We start from the raw sequence: 17912 nt of genomic DNA, 5'->3' as shown, positions 1-17912 counted from the left end.
CGACAACAATCGATCACCTCTGCCCACATCTGGGCGTTTTTAAGCGGTTACGGGGTGTGACTCGGGCCACGCAGATTGGGCGTAACGCTCTTCGGAACTGCGCGATGACCTAAGAGGTGATAGCCGAGGAAGGAATACGGACGCCGTTCACGGCGCTGTGGATCTCCCCGGCCCCCGCCCGCACCGTCGGCCCATCCCCAAGCCGGCGGTCGGCTCCTGTCCGTAGTGGACGGGGCCGGAAGCCGTTTTCCAACGTTCCGAGAGGTTGTTCGTGTCGGCCAGCACATCCCGTACGCTCCCGCCGGAGATCGCCGAGTCCGTCTCTGTCATGGCTCTCATTGAGCGGGGAAAGGCTGAGGGGCAGATCGCCGGCGACGATGTGCGTCGGGCCTTCGAAGCTGACCAGATTCCGGCCACTCAGTGGAAGAACGTACTGCGCAGCCTCAACCAGATCCTCGAGGAAGAGGGTGTGACGCTGATGGTCAGTGCCGCAGAGCCCAAGCGCACCCGCAAGAGCGTCGCAGCGAAGAGTCCGGTCAAGCGCACCGCCACCAAGACCGTCGCGGCGAAGACGGTGACCACCAAGAAGGCCACCGCCCCTGCCGCTCCAGCCGTGCCGGTCGCCGACGACCCGGCTGAGGACGCGCCCGTGAAGAAGGCCGCTGCCAAGAAGACGGCCGCCAAGAAGACCGTGGCGAAGAAGGCCGCCGTCGCCAAGAAGGCGGTGGCCAAGAAGACGACCGCCAAGAAGGACGACGCCGAGCTCCTCGAAGAGGAGGTCCTCGAGGAGGCCAAGGGCGGCGAGGAGCCCGAGGGCACCGAGAATGCCGGCTTCGTGCTCTCCGACGAGGACGAGGACGACGCGCCCGCGCAGCAGGTCGCAGCTGCCGGTGCCACCGCCGACCCGGTCAAGGACTACCTCAAGCAGATCGGCAAGGTCCCCCTGCTCAACGCGGAGCAGGAGGTCGAGCTGGCCAAGCGCATCGAGGCCGGCCTCTTCGCCGAGGACAAGCTGGCCAACGCCGACAAGCTCGCCCCCAAGCTGAAGCGCGAGCTGGAGATCATCGCCGAGGACGGCCGCCGCGCCAAGAACCACCTCCTCGAGGCCAACCTCCGTCTTGTGGTCTCCCTGGCCAAGCGCTACACCGGCCGCGGCATGCTCTTCCTGGACCTCATCCAGGAAGGCAACCTCGGTCTGATCCGTGCGGTCGAGAAGTTCGACTACACCAAGGGCTACAAGTTCTCCACGTATGCCACCTGGTGGATCCGTCAGGCGATCACCCGCGCGATGGCCGACCAGGCCCGCACCATCCGTATTCCGGTGCACATGGTCGAGGTCATCAACAAGCTCGCGCGCGTCCAGCGCCAGATGCTCCAGGACCTGGGCCGTGAGCCCACTCCGGAGGAGCTGGCCAAGGAACTCGACATGACCCCGGAGAAGGTCATCGAGGTCCAGAAGTACGGCCGTGAGCCGATCTCCCTGCACACCCCGCTGGGTGAGGACGGCGACAGCGAGTTCGGCGACCTCATCGAGGACTCCGAGGCGGTCGTCCCGGCCGACGCGGTGAGCTTCACGCTGCTCCAGGAGCAGCTGCACTCCGTGCTCGACACCCTCTCGGAGCGTGAGGCGGGCGTCGTCTCGATGCGCTTCGGTCTCACCGACGGTCAGCCGAAGACCCTCGACGAGATCGGCAAGGTGTACGGCGTCACGCGTGAGCGCATCCGTCAGATCGAATCCAAGACGATGTCGAAGCTGCGTCACCCGTCGCGCTCCCAGGTGCTGCGCGACTACCTCGACTAGGCCGCGGCCGACAGCGACAAGGGGCCGGTTCCCCGGGGAACCGGCCCCTTTGCGTATGCGCGATCCGACGAGCTGGATCACTGTGGGTGTTCCATCGGTACGTCACAGTGAGGAGTGCACATGCGCCGCCACTTCGCCCGAGCACTGGTCCTGTCAGCCGCAGCTGCCTTGATACAGCTGGGATCCCCTGCCCCTGCCACGGCGGACAGTGTCGTCATCGGAGGCTTTCCGGTGGACATCTCCCAGAGTCCATGGACGGTCGCCATCGCCAGCCGTGACCGGTTCGGAGGTACGCGGGCCGGACAGTTCTGCGGAGGTGTGGCGGTAGGCCGGACCATGGTTCTGACCGCGGCGCACTGCATGACCGCGGGCGTTCTGGGCGCACCACCGGGACGGGTGCGGGATCTCAAGGTCATCGCGGGGCGCACCGACCTGCTGTCCGGCAAGGGCGCGGAGATCCCGGTGCAGGCCACGTGGGTCAATCCCCGGTACAACGGGGAGACGAACTCGGGCGACTTCGCCGTGCTCACCCTGGCCTCCCCGCTCCCGGCGAGTTCGGTGATCGGGATGGCGGCAGCCGGTGACCCCGGATACGCGCCGGGTGCGACCGCGACGGTGTACGGCTGGGGCGATGTGACAGGGGATGCCGAGTACGCGCACAGCCTTCGGGCCGCGAACCTCCAAGTGCTTCCGGACCCGGACTGTGCGCGGGCCTACCCGGGCGGTGCGGACGGGAAGTACGACGCCCACTCCATGCTGTGTGCCGGAGAGCCCAATGGCGGGCGCGACGCCTGCCAGGGGGACAGCGGAGGCCCGCTCGTCGCCAATGGGCGGCTCATCGGTCTGGTGTCCTGGGGCAGCGGCTGCGGGCGAGCAGGGAGCCCAGGGGTCTATACGCGCATCTCCGAGGTCGTCAGGACCCTGGGCGGCGTCCACTGAGCACGGCGTCCGGCCTGCCGGATGCCGCGGGCCAGGCCTTCGCCACGCGTGGAGCCCCAGCCCGCCTTCTGTGCTGCCGACGGTGTCGAGGGAGCGCACCGGGCGGGCGTCGCGCAGGATGCCGGCCTGGAGGCGCCCCTACGAGTACGGGCGGCCGTTCCCCGTGTGAGCGGGGTGGCCGCCCGTACACCGGCTTCGGCGCCGGTGTCGGCTCGTCGTGATGCGAGGTGTCAGCGGTCCTCTTCGGAGGCGCTCGACGGTACGGAGGTCAGCCGCTCCGTCTCGTCCTGTATCTCAGCGGCGATCTTCTTGAGTTCCGGCTCGAACTTGCGCCCGTGGTGGGCGCAGAAGAGCAGTTCTCCGCCGCTCAGGAGGACGACGCGCACGTACGCCTGGGCGCCGCAACGGTCGCAGCGGTCAGCGGCCGTCAGCGGGCTCGCGGGGGTCAGAACAGTAGTCACGTCGCCTCTTCTCTAGCTCGACGAGCTGTCGTACCAGGGTCAACATCCAACCAGGCCGAAAACGTTCCCGCTCGCGGCTTTTCCTCGAAAATTTCTTTCCGAGCCGGCTGTCTGCTGCCGGTTGGCGGCGAATGTGCCGTATTGCATGTCTTCTGTAGTACGGATTCGCGCTGTCTGTCGATTGTCGCGTCCTCCCGGCGGGGTTGCCGGTTGTTCATGAGGACGTGCCCGGAGCCTAAATGGTTCATGCCTCGAAGGGAACGTGATGTGCGCTTCACCCCCCCTTGAGGATCGAACGCTCGTACGAGTCTGGACTAGTCTGGGTCCAGACGAGGGTGGCGTTACAACGGCTCTACCAGGCCTCGGTACCCTCGGACCGGTGACCGAAGCCGGCCCCTTACCCAAATGGGCCCCATCCAAAATTCAGCGAGGAGCGAACCGCGTGACCGCCGAGACGTCCGTGCCGTCCACAGCGCTGCTGACCGGAGCAGACCGGGACGGTTCCAACTACACCGCGCGGCACCTGCTCGTCCTCGAAGGCCTCGAGGCCGTACGCAAGCGCCCTGGCATGTACATCGGCTCGACCGACAGCCGCGGTCTCATGCACTGCCTCTGGGAGATCATCGACAACTCCGTCGACGAGGCCCTCGGTGGACACTGTGACCACATCGAGGTGATCCTGCACGACGACGCCTCGGTGGAGGTGCGGGACAACGGGCGAGGCATCCCGGTCGACGTGGAGCCCAAGACCCGGCTGTCCGGCGTCGAGGTCGTGATGACCAAGCTGCACGCGGGCGGCAAGTTCGGCGGCGGCTCGTACGCCGCCTCCGGCGGTCTGCACGGTGTCGGCGCGTCGGTGGTCAACGCACTCTCCGCGCGCCTGGACGTCGAGGTCGACCGCAACGGCCACACGCACACGATCAGCTTCCGGCGCGGTGTGCCGGGTGCCTTCGCGGGTGAGGGCCCGGACACGCAGTTCGAGAGCAGGAGCGGCCTGCACAAGGCGAAGAAGATCCCCAAGACCCGCACCGGCACGCGCGTGCGCTACTGGGCCGACCGCCAGATCTTCCTCAAGGACGCCAAGCTCTCCCTGGAGACGCTGCATCAGCGCGCCCGCCAGACCGCGTTCCTGGTGCCCGGCCTGACCATCGTCGTCCGCGACGAGTACGGGCTCGGTGAGGGCGGCAGCAAGGGCGAGGAGTCCTTCCGCTTCGACGGCGGAATCAGCGAGTTCTGTGAGTACCTGGCGACCGACAAGCCGGTCTGCGACGTCCTCCGTTTCTCCGGGCAGGGCACCTTCAAGGAGACCGTCCCCGTCCTGGACGACCACGGCCAGATGACGCCCACCGAGGTCACCCGGGAACTGGGCGTCGACGTCGCGCTGCGCTGGGGGACCGGGTACGACACGACGCTCAGGTCGTTCGTCAACATCATCGCCACCCCCAAGGGGGGCACCCACGTCGCCGGCTTCGAGCAGGCCGTCGCCAAGACGATGAACGAGGTGCTGCGCGCCAAGAAGCTGCTGCGCGTCGCCGAGGACGACGTCGTCAAGGACGACGCACTGGAGGGCCTCACCGCCGTCGTCACGGTCCGCCTGGCCGAACCTCAGTTCGAGGGACAGACGAAGGAGGTCCTCGGCACCTCCGCGGCGCGCCGCATCGTCACGAACGTGGTCTCCAGGGAGCTGAAGGACTTCCTGACCTCCACCAAGCGTGACGCGGCCCAGCAGGCCCGCACGGTCCTGGAGAAGGTCGTCGCGGCCGCCCGCACGCGGATCGCCGCCCGCCAGCACAAGGACGCTCAGCGTCGTAAGACGGCTCTGGAGTCCTCCTCGCTGCCTGCCAAGCTCGCCGACTGCCGCAGCGACGACGTCGACCGCAGCGAGCTGTTCATCGTCGAGGGCGACTCCGCGCTCGGCACGGCCAAGCTCGCCCGGAACTCCGAGTTCCAGGCGCTGCTGCCGATCCGCGGCAAGATCCTCAATGTCCAGAAGTCGTCGGTGACGGACATGCTGAAGAACGCCGAGTGCGGTGCCATCATCCAGGTGATAGGTGCCGGATCCGGCCGGACCTTCGATCTGGACGCGGCCCGCTACGGCAAGATCATCATGATGACCGACGCCGACGTGGACGGCTCCCACATCCGGACCCTGCTCCTGACGCTGTTCCACCGCTACATGCGGCCGATGGTCGAGGCGGGCCGGGTGTTCGCCGCGGTGCCGCCGCTGCACCGTGTCGAGATCGTCCAGCCGAAGAAGGGCCAGGACAAGTACATCTACACGTACTCGGACCGCGAGCTGCGCGACAAGCTCCTGGAGCTGCAGAGCAAGAACATCCGGTACAAGGACTCCATCCAGCGTTACAAGGGTCTCGGCGAGATGGACGCCGACCAGCTGGCCGAGACAACGATGGACCCGCGCCACCGCACCCTGCGCCGGATCAACCTCTCCGACCTGGAGGCCGCCGAGCAGGTCTTCGATCTGCTGATGGGCAACGACGTGGCACCACGCAAGGAGTTCATCTCCAGCTCGGCGGCGACGCTGGACCGCTCGCGCATCGACGCCTAGCAACTGCTCCGGGGACGGTCGGAGTGCGGTCGGCGGAAGGCATTCCGTGGACCGCCCTCGCGACGTGCGGGGCAGGGCAGGGGCAAGACGAGCGGACGTCCGTCCACCCGTGGGTGGAGACCGGGGGCCTTCCGGGTTCCACCCACGATCCACCCCGGCTCCGATCCAGCTGACCAGCGGATTTCCGTAGCGTCGAAGGCGTCGACAGCACTCGCCGTCGACAGCTCCTTTTCCGCTCACGGAGGCTGTGATGTCCGGGCTTGTCAATGCGTTGGTGATCGTGGCGGTGGCCGCCCTGGTGATCGTGCGGCAGTTCCGTGCTCGCCAGGTCGACGCCGATCGGCGCTGGTGGCTCCTGCCCGTGATCCTGGCGGCCGTGGCGCTGCGCGGGCCCGGCCTGCTCGATGCCCAGCACCGCACGGAATCCGCCGTGCTGCTCGGCGCCGAGCTGCTCATCGGACTGGCCACCGGGGCCGGCTGGGCTTGGACGACCCGTATATGGGCCGAGGCGGACGGCGTCGCATGGAGCAAGAGCACCAAAGCGAGCGTGGCTGTCTGGATCCTCGGCATCGCCCTGCGCGTCGGCCTCTTCGCCCTCGGGGCGTCGCTGGGCGTCCACCAGGACAGTTCCGCCCTGCTCCTGGCCCTCTCGGTCACGCTGCTGGTGCGCTCCGGGATCCTGGTCTGGCGTGCGCGGTCCGTCACTTCCTCGGCCCGCCGGGCCACGGCGTACGGTGACGGTGTGCCCCGGCCCATGTGGAAGGAGCGTGTATGACGGAGAGCACGTGGACACGCTGGCCCTCCCGTGAGGCGCTCGACCGGCGGAGGCTCTCGGAGCCCAGGCGACTGCTCGCCTGGATCGTGAGGATGGTGGTCCTCGGCACGCTGCTGTGGGGCGTCTTCCACAGCAGCCATGTCCACGGCTGGGGTGCGGTCGCGGCAGCGGCGGGCCTCGTCGTGACCGCCCTGCTCGCGTGGGCCTTCTTCCGCACCACGCTGGCGCACAGACTCTGGCCGTCCCTGGGGCTCGTCACCGTGCTGCTCGGGCTGGCGGTCGCGGCACAGGCCACCGGCTTCCGGGTTCCGGCCCTCGTGATCTGGTGCGGCTGCGGCATCACCGCCCTGGAGCGGCTGCCGCTGGCGGCCGCTGCGCCCGTGACCTCGGTCGCCCTCGCCGCGTACTCCGCGGTCAACAACGACATGTGGCTGACCACCGCTGCCACGGTGGTGGGCATGGCGCTCGCCGGCTATGTGCTGCGCCTGGACGCGGAGGCCCGGGGCAACGCCCACCGGCTCCTCGCCCAGGAGCGAGCCGCTCGGGCGGCCGAGAGGGAGTCGGCGGCCCTGGCGGAACGGGCCCGGATCGCCCGCGAGATCCACGATGTGCTGGCGCACAGTCTCTCGGCACAGATGGTGCATCTGGAGGCGGCCCGGTTGTTGATCGAGAACGGAGCCGAGCGGGACAAGATCCTCGAACGGGTGGTGGCGGCACGGGGCATGGCCCGCGAGGGACTTGCCGAGACCCGGCAGGCGCTCTCCGCCCTGCGGGGTGAGATGTCTCCGATCGAGGACTTCCTCAGCGACCTCGTCGCCGCGGCGGACGGTGCGGACGTCACCGTCTCGGGTGATCGCAGACCGCTGCCCGCCGAGGCCTCACAAGCGGTCCGCAGGGTCGCCCAGGAGGCCCTGACCAACGTCCGCAAGCACGCTCCCGGCGCCAAGGTGCACCTACGGCTGGAGTACGCAGAGCACCAGGTGACGCTGAACGTCAGGGACTCGGGCGGTTCGCCGGGCGAGCTGACCGGATCGGGGGCCGGGTACGGTCTCCTGGGCATGCGGGAGCGTGCCGAGCTGCTAGGCGGCTCGCTGGACGCCGGGCCGGGCGAAGAGGGGTTCGTGGTGACGCTGAAGGTGCCGGTATGACGGAGGAGGAGAGCAGGGAGCCCGCCCGGGTCGTGGTGGCGGACGACCAGACGGTGGTGCGCGAGGGCATCGTGATGCTGCTCGGGCTGCTTCCTGGGATCGAGGTCGTCGGCGCCGCCGCGGACGGTGACGAGGCGGTGAAGCTCGTCGCCGAACTCGCGCCGGACGTCGTGCTGATGGATCTGCGCATGCCGCGCTGCGACGGGGTCGAGGCGACCCGGCGTATCCGCGCGGAGCACCCGGGGACCCAGGTCGTGGTGCTCACCACCTTCGCGGACGACGATTCGCTGTTCCCGGCGCTGAGAGCGGGTGCGCGCGGCTATCTCACCAAGGACGCGGGCGGGGACGAGATCGTGCGGGCCGTACGGAGTGTGCTCTCCGGGGACGCGGGGCTGTCACCGGGTGTCCAACGGCGCCTGCTCGAGCGGCTGTCGGAGCCGGAGCGGGTCGCCCCCGCGGTCGCGCCGGACGGGCTCACGGCACGGGAGACGGAGGTGCTCATGCTGATCGCCGACGGGCTGACCAACCAGGAGATCGCCCGCAGACTGCATGTCTCCACGGCCACCGTGAAGACCCACATCAACAACCTCTTCGCCAAGTCGGGGGTCAAGGACCGTGCGCAGGCGGTCCGTTACGCCTATGCGCAGGGGCTGGTGAGGCCCCCGTCGAAGTGAGTCACCTGATGGGGTGAAGAGGTCTGAGAAGAAGAGTCGGGGATCTTCCCGATCTGTCCATCCTTGTGGCATGAAGTCAAGCAATGGCCATTTCCGCAGCCGCGGGGAAGGCCCCGAGAGTTCGGTTGAGAAGCGCGAAGGCCGCGCTCCGGCCCCGGAAGGCGCCGGTACGGACGGCCAGGCGAGCTACGAGGACCCCTGGCAGGACGCGCTCACACCCGGCTGGGGCGAACTGGACGGAACGGGCGCTCCCGCTCCCGATGTGCCGCACATGCGCACGGAACAGGAGGGAACCGGCCGGGTGGCGGACGTCTACCTGGAGGTTCAGCGCAGCGAGGCGTTCCGGGAGGTGCGCCGCAGATACCGGCGGTTCGTGATCCCGGGGCTCGCCGTCTTCTTCACTTGGTATGTGGGGTATGTGGTGGCGGCGCAGACGGCCCCTGGGCTGATGGGCCGACCGGTGGCGGGCTCTGTGAACGTGGCGATGCTCGCGGGGCTGGGACAGTTCCTCACGACGTTCCTCCTCACCTGGGCGTACGCGCGGCATGCCCGGTTGCGCAGGGACCGGGCCGCGCTCGATCTGCGCTGGGACACCCAGGAGCTCACACGAGGACTTAAGGGCGGCGAGCGGTGACCGGACACCATCAGGCGCTGGCGCTGATGCTCTTCAGCGTCTTCGTCGCGATCACACTGGCGATCACGACCTGGGTGAGCCGCAACCGGCATGGGTCGGCGGAGGAGTTTTATGCGGGCGGGCGGCTGTTCTCGCCCATGGAGAATGGTTTTGCCATCGCGGGCGACTACATGTCGGCGGCCTCCTTCCTGGGCGTGACCGGGCTCATCGCGCTCTTCGGGTACGACGGAATGCTGTATGTGGTGGGCTTTCTGGTGGCCTGGCTGGTGGTGCTGTTCTTCGTAGCCGAACTGGTGCGCAACTGCGGGCGGTTCACGCTCGCGGACGTGATCGCGGCGCGGATGCGGGAACGGCCGGTGCGGATCGCTGCTGGCATGTCCTCGGTGACGGTGTCCGTGCTGTATCTGGTGGCGCAGATGGTGGGAGCTGGCAGCCTGGTCGCGCTGCTGTTCGGGGGGACCAGCGCGGCCGCGCGCGCCTGGACGGTGATCGTCGTCGGCGCGCTCATGGTGATCTATGTGTCGATGGGCGGTATGCGGGCCACGACCTGGATCCAGATCGTCAAGGCCATGCTCCTGCTCGGCGGCACGATCGCGCTGACCGTGCTCGTCCTGGTGCGCTTCCACGGGAACGTCGATGCGCTGCTGCACACGGCGGCGGAGCGCAGCGGGCACGGTGAGGCGTTCCTCGCGCCGGGCCTGAAGTACGGCGGGGACTGGACCGCGCGGATCGACTTCATCAGCCTGGGCCTCGCATTGGTGCTGGGCACTGCCGGGCTGCCGCACATCCTGTCCCGCTTCTACACGGTGCCGACCGCGCGGGCAGCCCGGCGCTCGGTGGTCTGGTCGGTCGGGCTCATCGGCGGTTTCTACCTGATGATGATCGTGCTCGGCTTCGGCGCCGCCGCCGTCGTCGGACCCAGCGCGGTGCGGGAGTCCAACGCGGCCGGGAACACGGCGGTGGCCCTGTTGGCGCTGAACCTGGGCGGCGGAGCGAACTCCACCGGGGGAACGGTCCTGTTCGCCGTGGTCGCCGCGATCGCCTTCGCCACCATCCTCGCGGTCGTCGCCGGAATCACCCTCGCGTCCTCGGCCGCCGTCGCCCACGATCTGTACACCTCGCTGCGGCGGCGGCGCTCGGGGCCGCGCAGCGAGGTGGCGGTGGCGCGGGCCGCCGCCGTCGGCATCGGCGGCCTCGCGATCGGGCTCGGGCTGCTCGCCCGCGACCTCAACGTGGCCTTCCTGGTGGGGCTCGCCTTCGCGGTCTCCGCGTCCGCGAACCTGCCGGTCCTGACGTACACGCTCTTCTGGCGCAGCTTCACGACCAGGGGCGCGGTGTGGGCGGTCTACGGCGGTCTCGTGCCCGCGCTGGGACTCGTGGCGCTGTCCCCCGTCGTCTCGGGAAGCCCCGGATCGCTCTTCCCGAGCGTCGACTTCCAGTACTTCCCGCTGCAGAACCCGGGCATCGTCTCCATCCCGCTCGGCTTCCTCGCGGGCTGGCTCGGCACGGTCACCTCGGCGGAACCGGCCGACGAGGCCAAGCACGCGGAGACCGAGGTCCGGTCGCTCACGGGCGCCGGAGCCGTCTGACGGTCCCGGGCGCCGGGGCGGCGTGCGGGCGCCCCCGGTGACGTACACGACGAGCCGGGGCACTCGCGCCGAGGGCCCCGGTGCCGGCCGCATCGTCTTCTGCGGGCCCTGGGGCACGGCGCGGGGCCCGTCCCGGGCCGTGGTCCTACGGCGCCGCCCACGTGTACTGGTGTTCCGGCCGTCCCGTGTCGCCGTACTTCAGGGAGAGCCGCAGTCGCCCGGCCTGTTCCAGATGGCGCAGATAGCGCTGGGCGGTGGAACGGCTGAGCCCCGTCCTGGTGGCCACCTCATGGGCCGAGAGCGGCTGTTCGGCCTGGTGCAGTACCTCGCAGATGAGGTCCGTCGTGGGCTCGGACTGACCACTGGGCAGCCTGGGCGACGCGGAGACAGGGGTGGTGCGCAGCGCGCCGAAGATACGGTCGACCTGTTCCTGGCCCGCCACCCCCCGGCCGCCGACCCGGTCGACGGTGCGGCGCAGGGCGGCGTACGAGTCGAGGCGGGTGCGCAGGGCCGCGAAGGTGAACGGTTTCACGAGGTAGTGCAGGGCACCCAGACGCATCGCGTTCTGCACGGTCGACACATCGCCGGCCGCCGTGATCATGATGACGTCCGTGCCGTGCCCGCGTTCCCGCATGCGGTGGACCAGTTCCAGACCCGTCTGGTCGGGCAGATAGTGGTCGAGCAGGACCAGGTCGATCGGGGCACGCTCCACGGCGGCCAGCGCCTGGGCGGCGCTGTGCGCGCGGGCAGCGACCCGGAAGCCGGGAACCTTCCCCACGTACTTCGCGTTGATCTCGGCGACGCGGAAATCGTCGTCCACGACCAGGACGTCAATCATCGGGCCTCTCTCCCTCAAGCCCAGGCGAGCGTTAAGCCCGTGTTTCGGCTCCGCTGTTGTAGCGCGAGCAAAATGAGCACAACAGACTCTTGCAAGCAGAAGACGGGGTTGCGCTCACAAGACTGCAGTTGTGGCCCGCACCACATCTACGGTCCCGGCCATGAGCACAGACACCAGCCCCGCCATCGAGCTACGGGGCGCGAGCAAGACCTTCAAGACCCCGTCGGGGGGTCTGCACACGGCCGTCCGGGGCCTGAACCTGACGGTGGGGCGTGGCGAGTTCGTCGCCGTCGTGGGGCCCACCGGGTGCGGCAAGTCGACGACACTGACCCTGGTCAGCGGTCTGGAGGAGCCCACCGAGGGGGATGTCCTGGTGGCGGGCGAGCCCGTCGCGGGCGTCGGGGACAAGGTCGGTTTCGTCTTCCAGCAGGACGCCACGTTCCCCTGGCGTACGGTGCTGTCCAACGTCATGGCGGGCCCCCGCTTCCGTGGCATGCCCAAGGCGGAGGCACGGGAGAAGGCGCGCGAGTGGCTTGGCCGCGTCGGGCTCGCCGCGTTCGAGGACCGCTACCCGCACCAGCTCTCCGGCGGCCAGCGCAAGCGTGTGGCGCTCGCCGCGACCTTTGTCAACGACCCCGAGATCCTGCTCATGGACGAGCCGTTCTCGGCGCTCGACGTGCAGACCCGGGCGCTGATGTCCGACGAGTTGCTGGAGCTGTGGGAGGGCACGGGCGCCTCCGTCGTCTTCGTCACCCACGACCTGGAGGAATCGATCGCGCTGGCCGACAGGGTCGTCGTGATGACGGCCGGCCCCGCGACCGTGAAGCAGGTCTTCGACATCGACCTGCCGCGGCCGCGCAAGGTGGAGTCGGTGCGCCTGGAGCCGCGGTTCATCGAGATCTACCGCGAGATCTGGGAGTCGCTCGGCGAAGAGGTCCGCATCACCCGCGAGAGGGGTGCCGCCCGTGTCGCCTGACGTCATCTCCGCGCCGGCCACGGTCGACACGTCCAAGTCCGACCGCGCCCACTCACGCGCGCGTGCCGCCCGCAAGCGCAAGGCCGTCATCCTGGTGGCGCGTGTGCTGCTGCTGGTCGCCGTGCTGGGACTCTGGGAGGTGCTCTCCCGGACCGAGGTCATCGACCCGTTCAACTTCTCGATGCCGTCGAAGATCTGGGATCAGATCTACACCTGGATCACCCATGGCACCGCCCTCGGCTCGCTCGGCGAGCAGATCTGGGTCACCCTCCAGGAGGCGCTGCTCGGCTGGATCATCGGTGTGGTGGCCGGTGTGCTCTGCGGTATCGCGCTGGGCCGGATCGCCTTTCTCGCCGATGTCCTCGGTCCGTACATCAAGGTGCTCAACTCGATCCCCAGGATCGTCCTCGCGCCGATCTTCGTGATCTGGTTCGGGCTCGGCCCGTCCTCCAAGGTGGCGTCGGCCGTCGTCCTGGTCTTCTTCCCGGTGTTCTTCAACGCCTTCCAGGGCGCCCGCGAGGTCGACCGCAACCTCGTCGCCAACGCCCGCATCCTGGGCGCCAGTGACCGGCGTGTGACCCTTCAGGTCGTCATCCCGTCGGCCACCTCGTGGATTTTCACCAGCCTCCACGTCAGCTTCGGCTTCGCCCTCATCGGCGCCATCGTCGGCGAGTACATCGGGGCCACCAAGGGTGTCGGTCTGCTGGTCGCCCAGTCGCAGGGCACCTTCAACGCGGCCGGTGTGTACGCCGCGATGGTCATCCTCGCGGTCGTCGCGCTGGTGGCCGAGGGACTGCTCACCTTCGCCGAGCGCCGCATCTTCCGCTGGAAGGCGTCGGATTCCGAGCACTGACCCCTCTCTTCCTCCCTTTTCGCCCGTTCCTGCCGGGGATCTCTTCGCTCCGTCATCCGGGACGCGTGTTCCTTCCCCTGCTTGTCTCTCCCGCACCGCCATCTCACAAGGACGTGAACCGCCATGCGCAAGTCCGCCAGAATCGCCGCTCTCGCCGCGAGCGGCCTGCTCGCCGTCACCTCGCTCACCGCCTGTGCCAACGACGCCGCCTCCACCGCCTCCTCCGGTTCCGGCAGCAAGGGCGACGGCAAGGGCGAGAAGGTCAAGATCATGGTGGGCGGTCTGGACAAGGTCATCTACCTGCCCGCCATGCTCACCCAGCGGCTCGGCTACTTCGACGCCGAGGGCCTCGACGTGGAGCTGCTGAGCGAGCCGGCCGGCGTGCAGGCCGAGACGGCGCTCGTCTCCGGACAGGTCCAGGGAGCCGTCGGGTTCTACGACCACACGCTCGACCTGCAGACCAAGGGCAAGCACGTCGAGTCCGTGGTGCAGTTCTCGCACGCGCCCGGTGAGGTCGAGCTCGTCTCCAAGAAGGCTTCCAAGAACATCGGCTCGCCCAAGGACTTCAAGGGCAGGAAGCTCGGGATCACGGGCCTCGGTTCCTCGACGGACTTCCTCACCAAGTACCTGGCGGTCAAGAACGGCGTGCAGGTCAACGAGTTCAGCCCGGTCGCCGTCGGGGCCGGCCCGACGTTCGTCTCCGCCCTCCAGAAGGGCTCCATCGACGCCGGTATGACCACGGACCCGACTGTCGCCACGGTCATCCAGAAGAACCTCGGTCAGGTGCTCGTCGACATGCGGACCCCCCAGGGGTCGCAGGACGCGCTCGGCGGCCCGTACCCGTCGTCCAGCCTCTACATGCAGACGGACTGGGTCGACAGCCACAAGGACACGGTCCAGAAGCTGGTCAACGCGTTTGTGAAGACCCTGAAGTGGATGTCCACGCACTCCGCGAACGAGATCGCCGCGAAGATGCCCGCCGACTACTCGCAGGGCAACCAGACGCTCTACGCGAGTGCCGTCAAGAGCACGCTGCCGATGTTCACCACGGACGGTGTGATGCCCGCGAACGGGCCCGAGACCGTCGAGAAGGTCCTCAAGGCGTTCAACCCCAACATCAAGAACGCCACCATCGACCTCGACAAGACCTACACCACGGAGTTCGCCAAGAAGGCCGCCGGCTGAGCCCGCCGGCCGTGCCCTCAGGCGCGGGCTGCCCAGGAGTAGCGATGCTCCGGGCGGCCCGCGTCGCCGTACTTGAGGGTCAGCGTGGCCCGTCCCGTGCGCTCCAGGAGCTTCAGATAGCGCTGGGCGGTCTGCCGGCTCAGCCCGGTCCCGTCGGCGATCTCCTGCGCGGACAGCGGCCGCTCGGCGTTCATCAGGGCATGGCGGACGAGGTCCGCCGTGGTGGGGGAGTGGCTCCTGGGGAACTCCGACACCGAACCGGCCGACAGGGCACCGAAGATGCGGTCGACCTCGGGCTGTTCGGCTTCACCACGGCCGTCGAGGGTGCGGCGCAGTTCGGCGTAGGCCTCCAGTTTGGCCCGCAGACCTGCGAACGCGAACGGCTTGACCAGGTACTGCAGGACCCCGTATCGCATCGCCGCCTGCACGGTCTGCACATCACGGGCCGCGGTCACCATGATCACGTCAGTGTCGTGACCGCGTCGGCGCATCTCCTGGACGACCGCGATCCCCGTGTCGTCGGGCAGGTAGTGGTCCATCAGCACCAGGTCCGGTCGGGGCGGGGCCTCCAACCGGCGCAGTGCCTCGGCCGCGCTGTGCGCCTTCGCCGACACCCGGAAGCCGGGGACCTTCTCCACGTATGCGGCGTTGACCCGCGCGACGCGCAGATCGTCGTCCACGACCAGGACGTCGATCGGCCGGCTCATCGCGACTCCTCCTCGCGGCCGTGAACAGGTGCCCTCAGGCCGGTTCCGCCGTCTTCGGGTGTCTTCTGCGGGGGAATGAGGCCCTGGCCGTTCTCGGCCGGCGGGCCCGCCTCCTCGAGCGCCTCCGGCAGTACGACGGTGAACTCCGCGCCCCCGCCCTCCGCCTCGTCCACATGGGCCGTGCCGCCCTGGCGTTCTGCGAGGCGGCGCACCAGCGGCAGGCCGATCCCGCGTTTGCCGTAGGCCGGGGGCTGCTTGGTCGACCATCCGTCGGTGAAGACCAACTCCCGCCGCTCGGCCGGGATGCCGGGCCCGGTGTCGCTCACCCGGAGGACCGCCGTACGTCCATCGGCGCGCAGTTCGACCTCCACACGCGCGTGCGGTGTGCCCGCGACGGCGTCCAGTGCGTTGTCGACCAGATTCCCCACGATCGTGACGAGCCCCCTAGGATCGATCAACCGGTCCGGCAGCAGCGTGCGGTCCGCGATCCACAGGGCCACACCGCGCTCCGCGGCGACCGTGGCCTTGCCCACCAGCAGCGCGGCGAGCAGCGGATCGTGGATCTTCTCGGTGACCTGTTCCGCGGTGGCCCGGTGATCGCCCACCACCTCGCCGACGAACTCCACGGCGTCGTCGTACATCTCCAGTTCGAGCAGCCCCAGGAGCGTGTGCATCCGGTTGGCGTGTTCGTGGTCCTGTGCGCGCAGGGCATCGATCAGGCCGCGCGTGGAGTCCAGTTCCCGGCCCAGCTGCTCCAGCTCCGTACGGTCGCGCAGGGTGGCGACGGCGCCTCCGTCGTCGGTGGGCATACGGTTGGCGACCAGGACCCGGTGGCCGCGCACGGTGAGCAGGTCGGTGCCCGTGACCCGGCCGGTGAGCACATCGGTCGTACGGCCCTCGCCGAGCGCGTCGTCGAGGGACCGGCCGACGGCCTCGTCGCCGATGCCCAGCAGACGCCGCGCCTCGTCGTTGAGGAGGCGCACCCGGCCCGCGTGGTCCAGGGCGACGACACCTTCCCGGATGCCGTGCAGCATCGCCTCCCGCTCGGCCAGCAGCGCCGAGATGTCGGAGAAGGCGAGGTCGCGGGTCTGCCGCTGCACCCTGCGCGAGATCAGATACGCGGCCAGCGCACCGATGGCGAGAGCCGTGCCCGCGTAGGCGAACAGCCCCGGTATCGCGTGGATCAGCCCGGCCCGCACGCTGTTGTACTCGATGCCCACGGAGACCGCGCCGATGATCCGGCCGTGCGCGTCCCGCAGCGGCACCTTGCCGCGGGCCGAGCGGCCCAGGGTGCCGCTGTCGATCTGCATGACCTCTTTGCCGGCCAGGGCCTCACTCGGGTCGGTCGAGACCTTCTTGCCGATCTGCGTGGTGTCCGTGTGCGACCAGCGCACATGCCGCATGTTCATCACCACGACGTACTCGGCCCCGCTGGCCTTGCGGATGCGCTCCGCCTCGGCCTGCACGGGCCCGTCGACCGACGGCCGTGTCGACTGCAGGTCCTTGGCGATCTGCGGCTGGGCAGCCGTGGCCTGCGCGATCGCCAGGGCCTGGCGCATCGCCTGGTCGTCCAGCATGTGACCGAGCGGAGCCAGGAACAGCCCGGTCGCGAGCACGGCGACGCCCGCGGCGATGGCCACCTGCATGAGCAGGAGCTGCGAGAACATCCGCCGCGGCAGACCGAGGCGCAGCCGTCGTGCAGGGGGAGATGGGCTCATGCGTACGACGGTACGGGGACGGACGGCTCCTGCCATGAGCGGGGTGACATGGATCTCCCGGGGCACCCGCGGGGCCGGTGGCTCAGCAGTGCGCGGGGTCCGCGAGGGCCGTGGCATGCAGTTCCCGTACCGACACGACGTCCATCCGGGCCGGCGAACCCAGCGGCGAACCACAGCTTTCCGGGCGCGGCGGCAGGGAGGCGCCCTGCGCCACCAGCACGCGCCACAGCCGGCCGTCGGTGTGGGCGACGGTGACCTCCCAGCGCGGTGCGGCACCGTCCGTGCGGACGACGGTCAGCGCGTCCGCCGCGTACTCGTGGGCCGATGTGCGCACCGCCAGCTCCGCCGCCTGTGCGGGCCGTTCCCAGGCGGAGCTGCCACGGCAGCCCTCGACCACGACCCGCCCTTCGCGAACGCCGTGGAGGACCTCCTTGACGTGCGGTGCCAGGGCCCGCCCGTACGCGTATCCGAACGGAAGGACGAGGAGTGTGGGGGAGAAGCGGTGGCCGCCGAGATGGGTGACCTCCCAGACGCCGTCGACCCCCGAGGCCGCGAGCTCGGCCGCGAGCGGGCGGCCCAGCAGGGCGCAGCAGCGGTCCCGCCTGCCGTTGGTGCAGACGAGCGCGAGGGGATCGCCGGTGTGCGGCTCGCCCTGGAGCGACATGTCGAAGGTGCGAGGATCGCCGTTCCCGAGCGCCATGAAGTCCAGGTCGAGCAACAGCTCCGGCTCGGCTGTCGCGGCGGCGTGCAGCCATACCTTTCCGGGAACCGTGTGGGCCGCATACACCTGCCGTAGGGCGGGCGTGCCGTGGTCGGCGTGTCGGCCGGGGCGGCGGATGAGCGCGATGCGTACGCCGGTGCCGTCCGCGGCCGCCTCCAGGGCGCGGCCGAGTGCCGGATCAAGATGGCTCGATGTGAGCGCCTTCGGGCCCCAAGGGCCGGGCTGCTCCAGCAGCAGCCATGTTCTGGCGGTCGCCGCGGTCCCCGCGAGGGGCTCGTCGAGGTCCCGGGACGCGGTCGTGCACGTACTCACAGAGGTGAGCCTAAC

Annotated in this window: 16 protein-coding genes; 11 read left to right on the top strand and 5 right to left on the bottom strand. The window is 69.3% G+C overall.

The annotated features are described in order from the left end of the window. Positions 1 to 271 precede the first annotated feature (271 nt). Positions 272 to 1801 carry an RNA polymerase sigma factor gene (locus AB0L95_RS03575; protein ID WP_365156183.1) on the top strand — a complete coding sequence of 510 codons (1530 nt, stop codon included), beginning with the start codon at positions 272 to 274 and terminating at the stop codon, positions 1799 to 1801. Between the two features lie 120 nt (positions 1802 to 1921). After that, entirely contained in the window at positions 1922 to 2740 is an 819-nt protein-coding gene (locus AB0L95_RS03570; protein ID WP_365156180.1) for a serine protease, read from the top strand. A gap of 230 nt (positions 2741 to 2970) precedes the next feature. Here the strand turns inward: AB0L95_RS03570 and AB0L95_RS03565 are convergent, their stop codons facing one another. Then, positions 2971 to 3201, bottom strand: coding sequence for a hypothetical protein (locus AB0L95_RS03565; RefSeq protein ID WP_365156177.1), 231 nt, complete (start codon positions 3199 to 3201; stop codon positions 2971 to 2973). Between the two features lie 442 nt (positions 3202 to 3643). On the opposite strand from AB0L95_RS03565, the gene AB0L95_RS03560 reads away from it, so the two are divergent. The 6 genes from AB0L95_RS03560 to AB0L95_RS03535 all read left to right on the top strand — a co-directional run bounded on the left by AB0L95_RS03560 (position 3644) and on the right by AB0L95_RS03535 (position 10587). After that, complete coding sequence (locus AB0L95_RS03560) at positions 3644 to 5767, top strand: DNA topoisomerase IV subunit B (protein WP_365156174.1); 2124 nt, start codon at positions 3644 to 3646, stop codon at positions 5765 to 5767. A 250-nt stretch (positions 5768 to 6017) separates the two neighbouring features. Beyond that, positions 6018 to 6542 carry a DUF1453 domain-containing protein gene (locus AB0L95_RS03555; protein WP_365156170.1) on the top strand — a complete coding sequence of 175 codons (525 nt, stop codon included), beginning with the start codon at positions 6018 to 6020 and terminating at the stop codon, positions 6540 to 6542. After that, positions 6539 to 7690: a histidine kinase gene (locus AB0L95_RS03550; RefSeq protein WP_365156167.1), complete on the top strand. Its 1152-nt coding sequence runs from the start codon at positions 6539 to 6541 to the stop codon at positions 7688 to 7690. Before AB0L95_RS03555 ends, AB0L95_RS03550 begins: the two co-directional genes overlap by 4 nt. Beyond that, positions 7687 to 8364: a response regulator transcription factor gene (locus AB0L95_RS03545; RefSeq protein WP_365156164.1), complete on the top strand. Its 678-nt coding sequence runs from the start codon at positions 7687 to 7689 to the stop codon at positions 8362 to 8364. Before AB0L95_RS03550 ends, AB0L95_RS03545 begins: the two co-directional genes overlap by 4 nt. 70 nt (positions 8365 to 8434) lie before the next feature. Further along, a complete protein-coding gene (locus tag AB0L95_RS03540) occupies positions 8435 to 8998 on the top strand; it encodes a DUF485 domain-containing protein (RefSeq protein WP_365156161.1) in 564 nt (187 codons plus the stop codon). Then, entirely contained in the window at positions 8995 to 10587 is a 1593-nt protein-coding gene (locus AB0L95_RS03535; protein ID WP_365156158.1) for a cation acetate symporter, read from the top strand. Before AB0L95_RS03540 ends, AB0L95_RS03535 begins: the two co-directional genes overlap by 4 nt. Positions 10588 to 10732: 145 nt before the next feature. Here AB0L95_RS03535 and AB0L95_RS03530 read toward each other — a convergent pair whose 3' ends face one another. Next, positions 10733 to 11425, bottom strand: coding sequence for a response regulator (locus tag AB0L95_RS03530; protein ID WP_365156155.1), 693 nt, complete (start codon positions 11423 to 11425; stop codon positions 10733 to 10735). Positions 11426 to 11585: 160 nt separating this feature from the next. On the opposite strand from AB0L95_RS03530, the gene AB0L95_RS03525 reads away from it, so the two are divergent. From AB0L95_RS03525 to AB0L95_RS03515, 3 genes are all read left to right on the top strand, one after another. Then, a complete protein-coding gene (locus tag AB0L95_RS03525) occupies positions 11586 to 12401 on the top strand; it encodes an ABC transporter ATP-binding protein (protein WP_365156152.1) in 816 nt (271 codons plus the stop codon). Next, a complete protein-coding gene (locus AB0L95_RS03520) occupies positions 12391 to 13254 on the top strand; it encodes an ABC transporter permease (protein WP_365156149.1) in 864 nt (287 codons plus the stop codon). Before AB0L95_RS03525 ends, AB0L95_RS03520 begins: the two co-directional genes overlap by 11 nt. A 123-nt stretch (positions 13255 to 13377) precedes the next feature. Next, a complete protein-coding gene (locus AB0L95_RS03515; RefSeq protein ID WP_365156146.1) occupies positions 13378 to 14439 on the top strand; it encodes an ABC transporter substrate-binding protein in 1062 nt (353 codons plus the stop codon). A gap of 17 nt (positions 14440 to 14456) precedes the next feature. On the opposite strand, the gene AB0L95_RS03510 is transcribed toward AB0L95_RS03515, so the two are convergent. From AB0L95_RS03510 to AB0L95_RS03500, 3 genes are all read right to left on the bottom strand, one after another. Continuing rightward, entirely contained in the window at positions 14457 to 15146 is a 690-nt protein-coding gene (locus tag AB0L95_RS03510; protein WP_365156143.1) for a response regulator, read from the bottom strand. Continuing rightward, complete coding sequence (locus tag AB0L95_RS03505) at positions 15143 to 16864, bottom strand: sensor histidine kinase (RefSeq protein WP_365156140.1); 1722 nt, start codon at positions 16862 to 16864, stop codon at positions 15143 to 15145. The genes AB0L95_RS03510 and AB0L95_RS03505 overlap by 4 nt, the downstream gene beginning before the upstream one ends. An 82-nt stretch (positions 16865 to 16946) precedes the next feature. Continuing rightward, on the bottom strand, positions 16947 to 17897 hold the full coding sequence (locus AB0L95_RS03500) for a sucrase ferredoxin (RefSeq protein ID WP_365156137.1): 951 nt from the start codon (positions 17895 to 17897) through the stop codon (positions 16947 to 16949). Positions 17898 to 17912: the final 15 nt, after the last annotated feature.

This window comes from Streptomyces sp. NPDC052036, assembly GCF_040680495.1.
Taxonomy (GTDB): Bacteria; Actinomycetota; Actinomycetes; order Streptomycetales; family Streptomycetaceae; genus Streptomyces.
The sequence above is the reverse complement of the archived record's forward strand: the minus strand, read 5'-3'. Positions and strand labels throughout refer to the sequence as shown.

Bases quoted from the DNA above. Each gene is read 5' to 3' on its own strand.
- AB0L95_RS03570 (WP_365156180.1), top strand. From the start codon at position 1,922: ATGCGCCGCCACTTCGCCCGAGCACTGGTCCTGTCAGCCGCAGCTGCC.
- AB0L95_RS03555 (WP_365156170.1), top strand. From the start codon at position 6,018: ATGTCCGGGCTTGTCAATGCGTTGGTGATCGTGGCGGTGGCCGCCCTG.
- AB0L95_RS03550 (WP_365156167.1), top strand. From the start codon at position 6,539: ATGACGGAGAGCACGTGGACACGCTGGCCCTCCCGTGAGGCGCTCGAC.
- AB0L95_RS03545 (WP_365156164.1), top strand. From the start codon at position 7,687: ATGACGGAGGAGGAGAGCAGGGAGCCCGCCCGGGTCGTGGTGGCGGAC.
- AB0L95_RS03540 (WP_365156161.1), top strand. From the start codon at position 8,435: ATGAAGTCAAGCAATGGCCATTTCCGCAGCCGCGGGGAAGGCCCCGAG.
- AB0L95_RS03530 (WP_365156155.1), bottom strand. From the start codon at position 11,425: ATGATTGACGTCCTGGTCGTGGACGACGATTTCCGCGTCGCCGAGATC.
- AB0L95_RS03525 (WP_365156152.1), top strand. From the start codon at position 11,586: ATGAGCACAGACACCAGCCCCGCCATCGAGCTACGGGGCGCGAGCAAG.
- AB0L95_RS03515 (WP_365156146.1), top strand. From the start codon at position 13,378: ATGCGCAAGTCCGCCAGAATCGCCGCTCTCGCCGCGAGCGGCCTGCTC.
- AB0L95_RS03510 (WP_365156143.1), bottom strand. From the start codon at position 15,146: ATGAGCCGGCCGATCGACGTCCTGGTCGTGGACGACGATCTGCGCGTC.
- AB0L95_RS03505 (WP_365156140.1), bottom strand. From the start codon at position 16,864: ATGAGCCCATCTCCCCCTGCACGACGGCTGCGCCTCGGTCTGCCGCGG.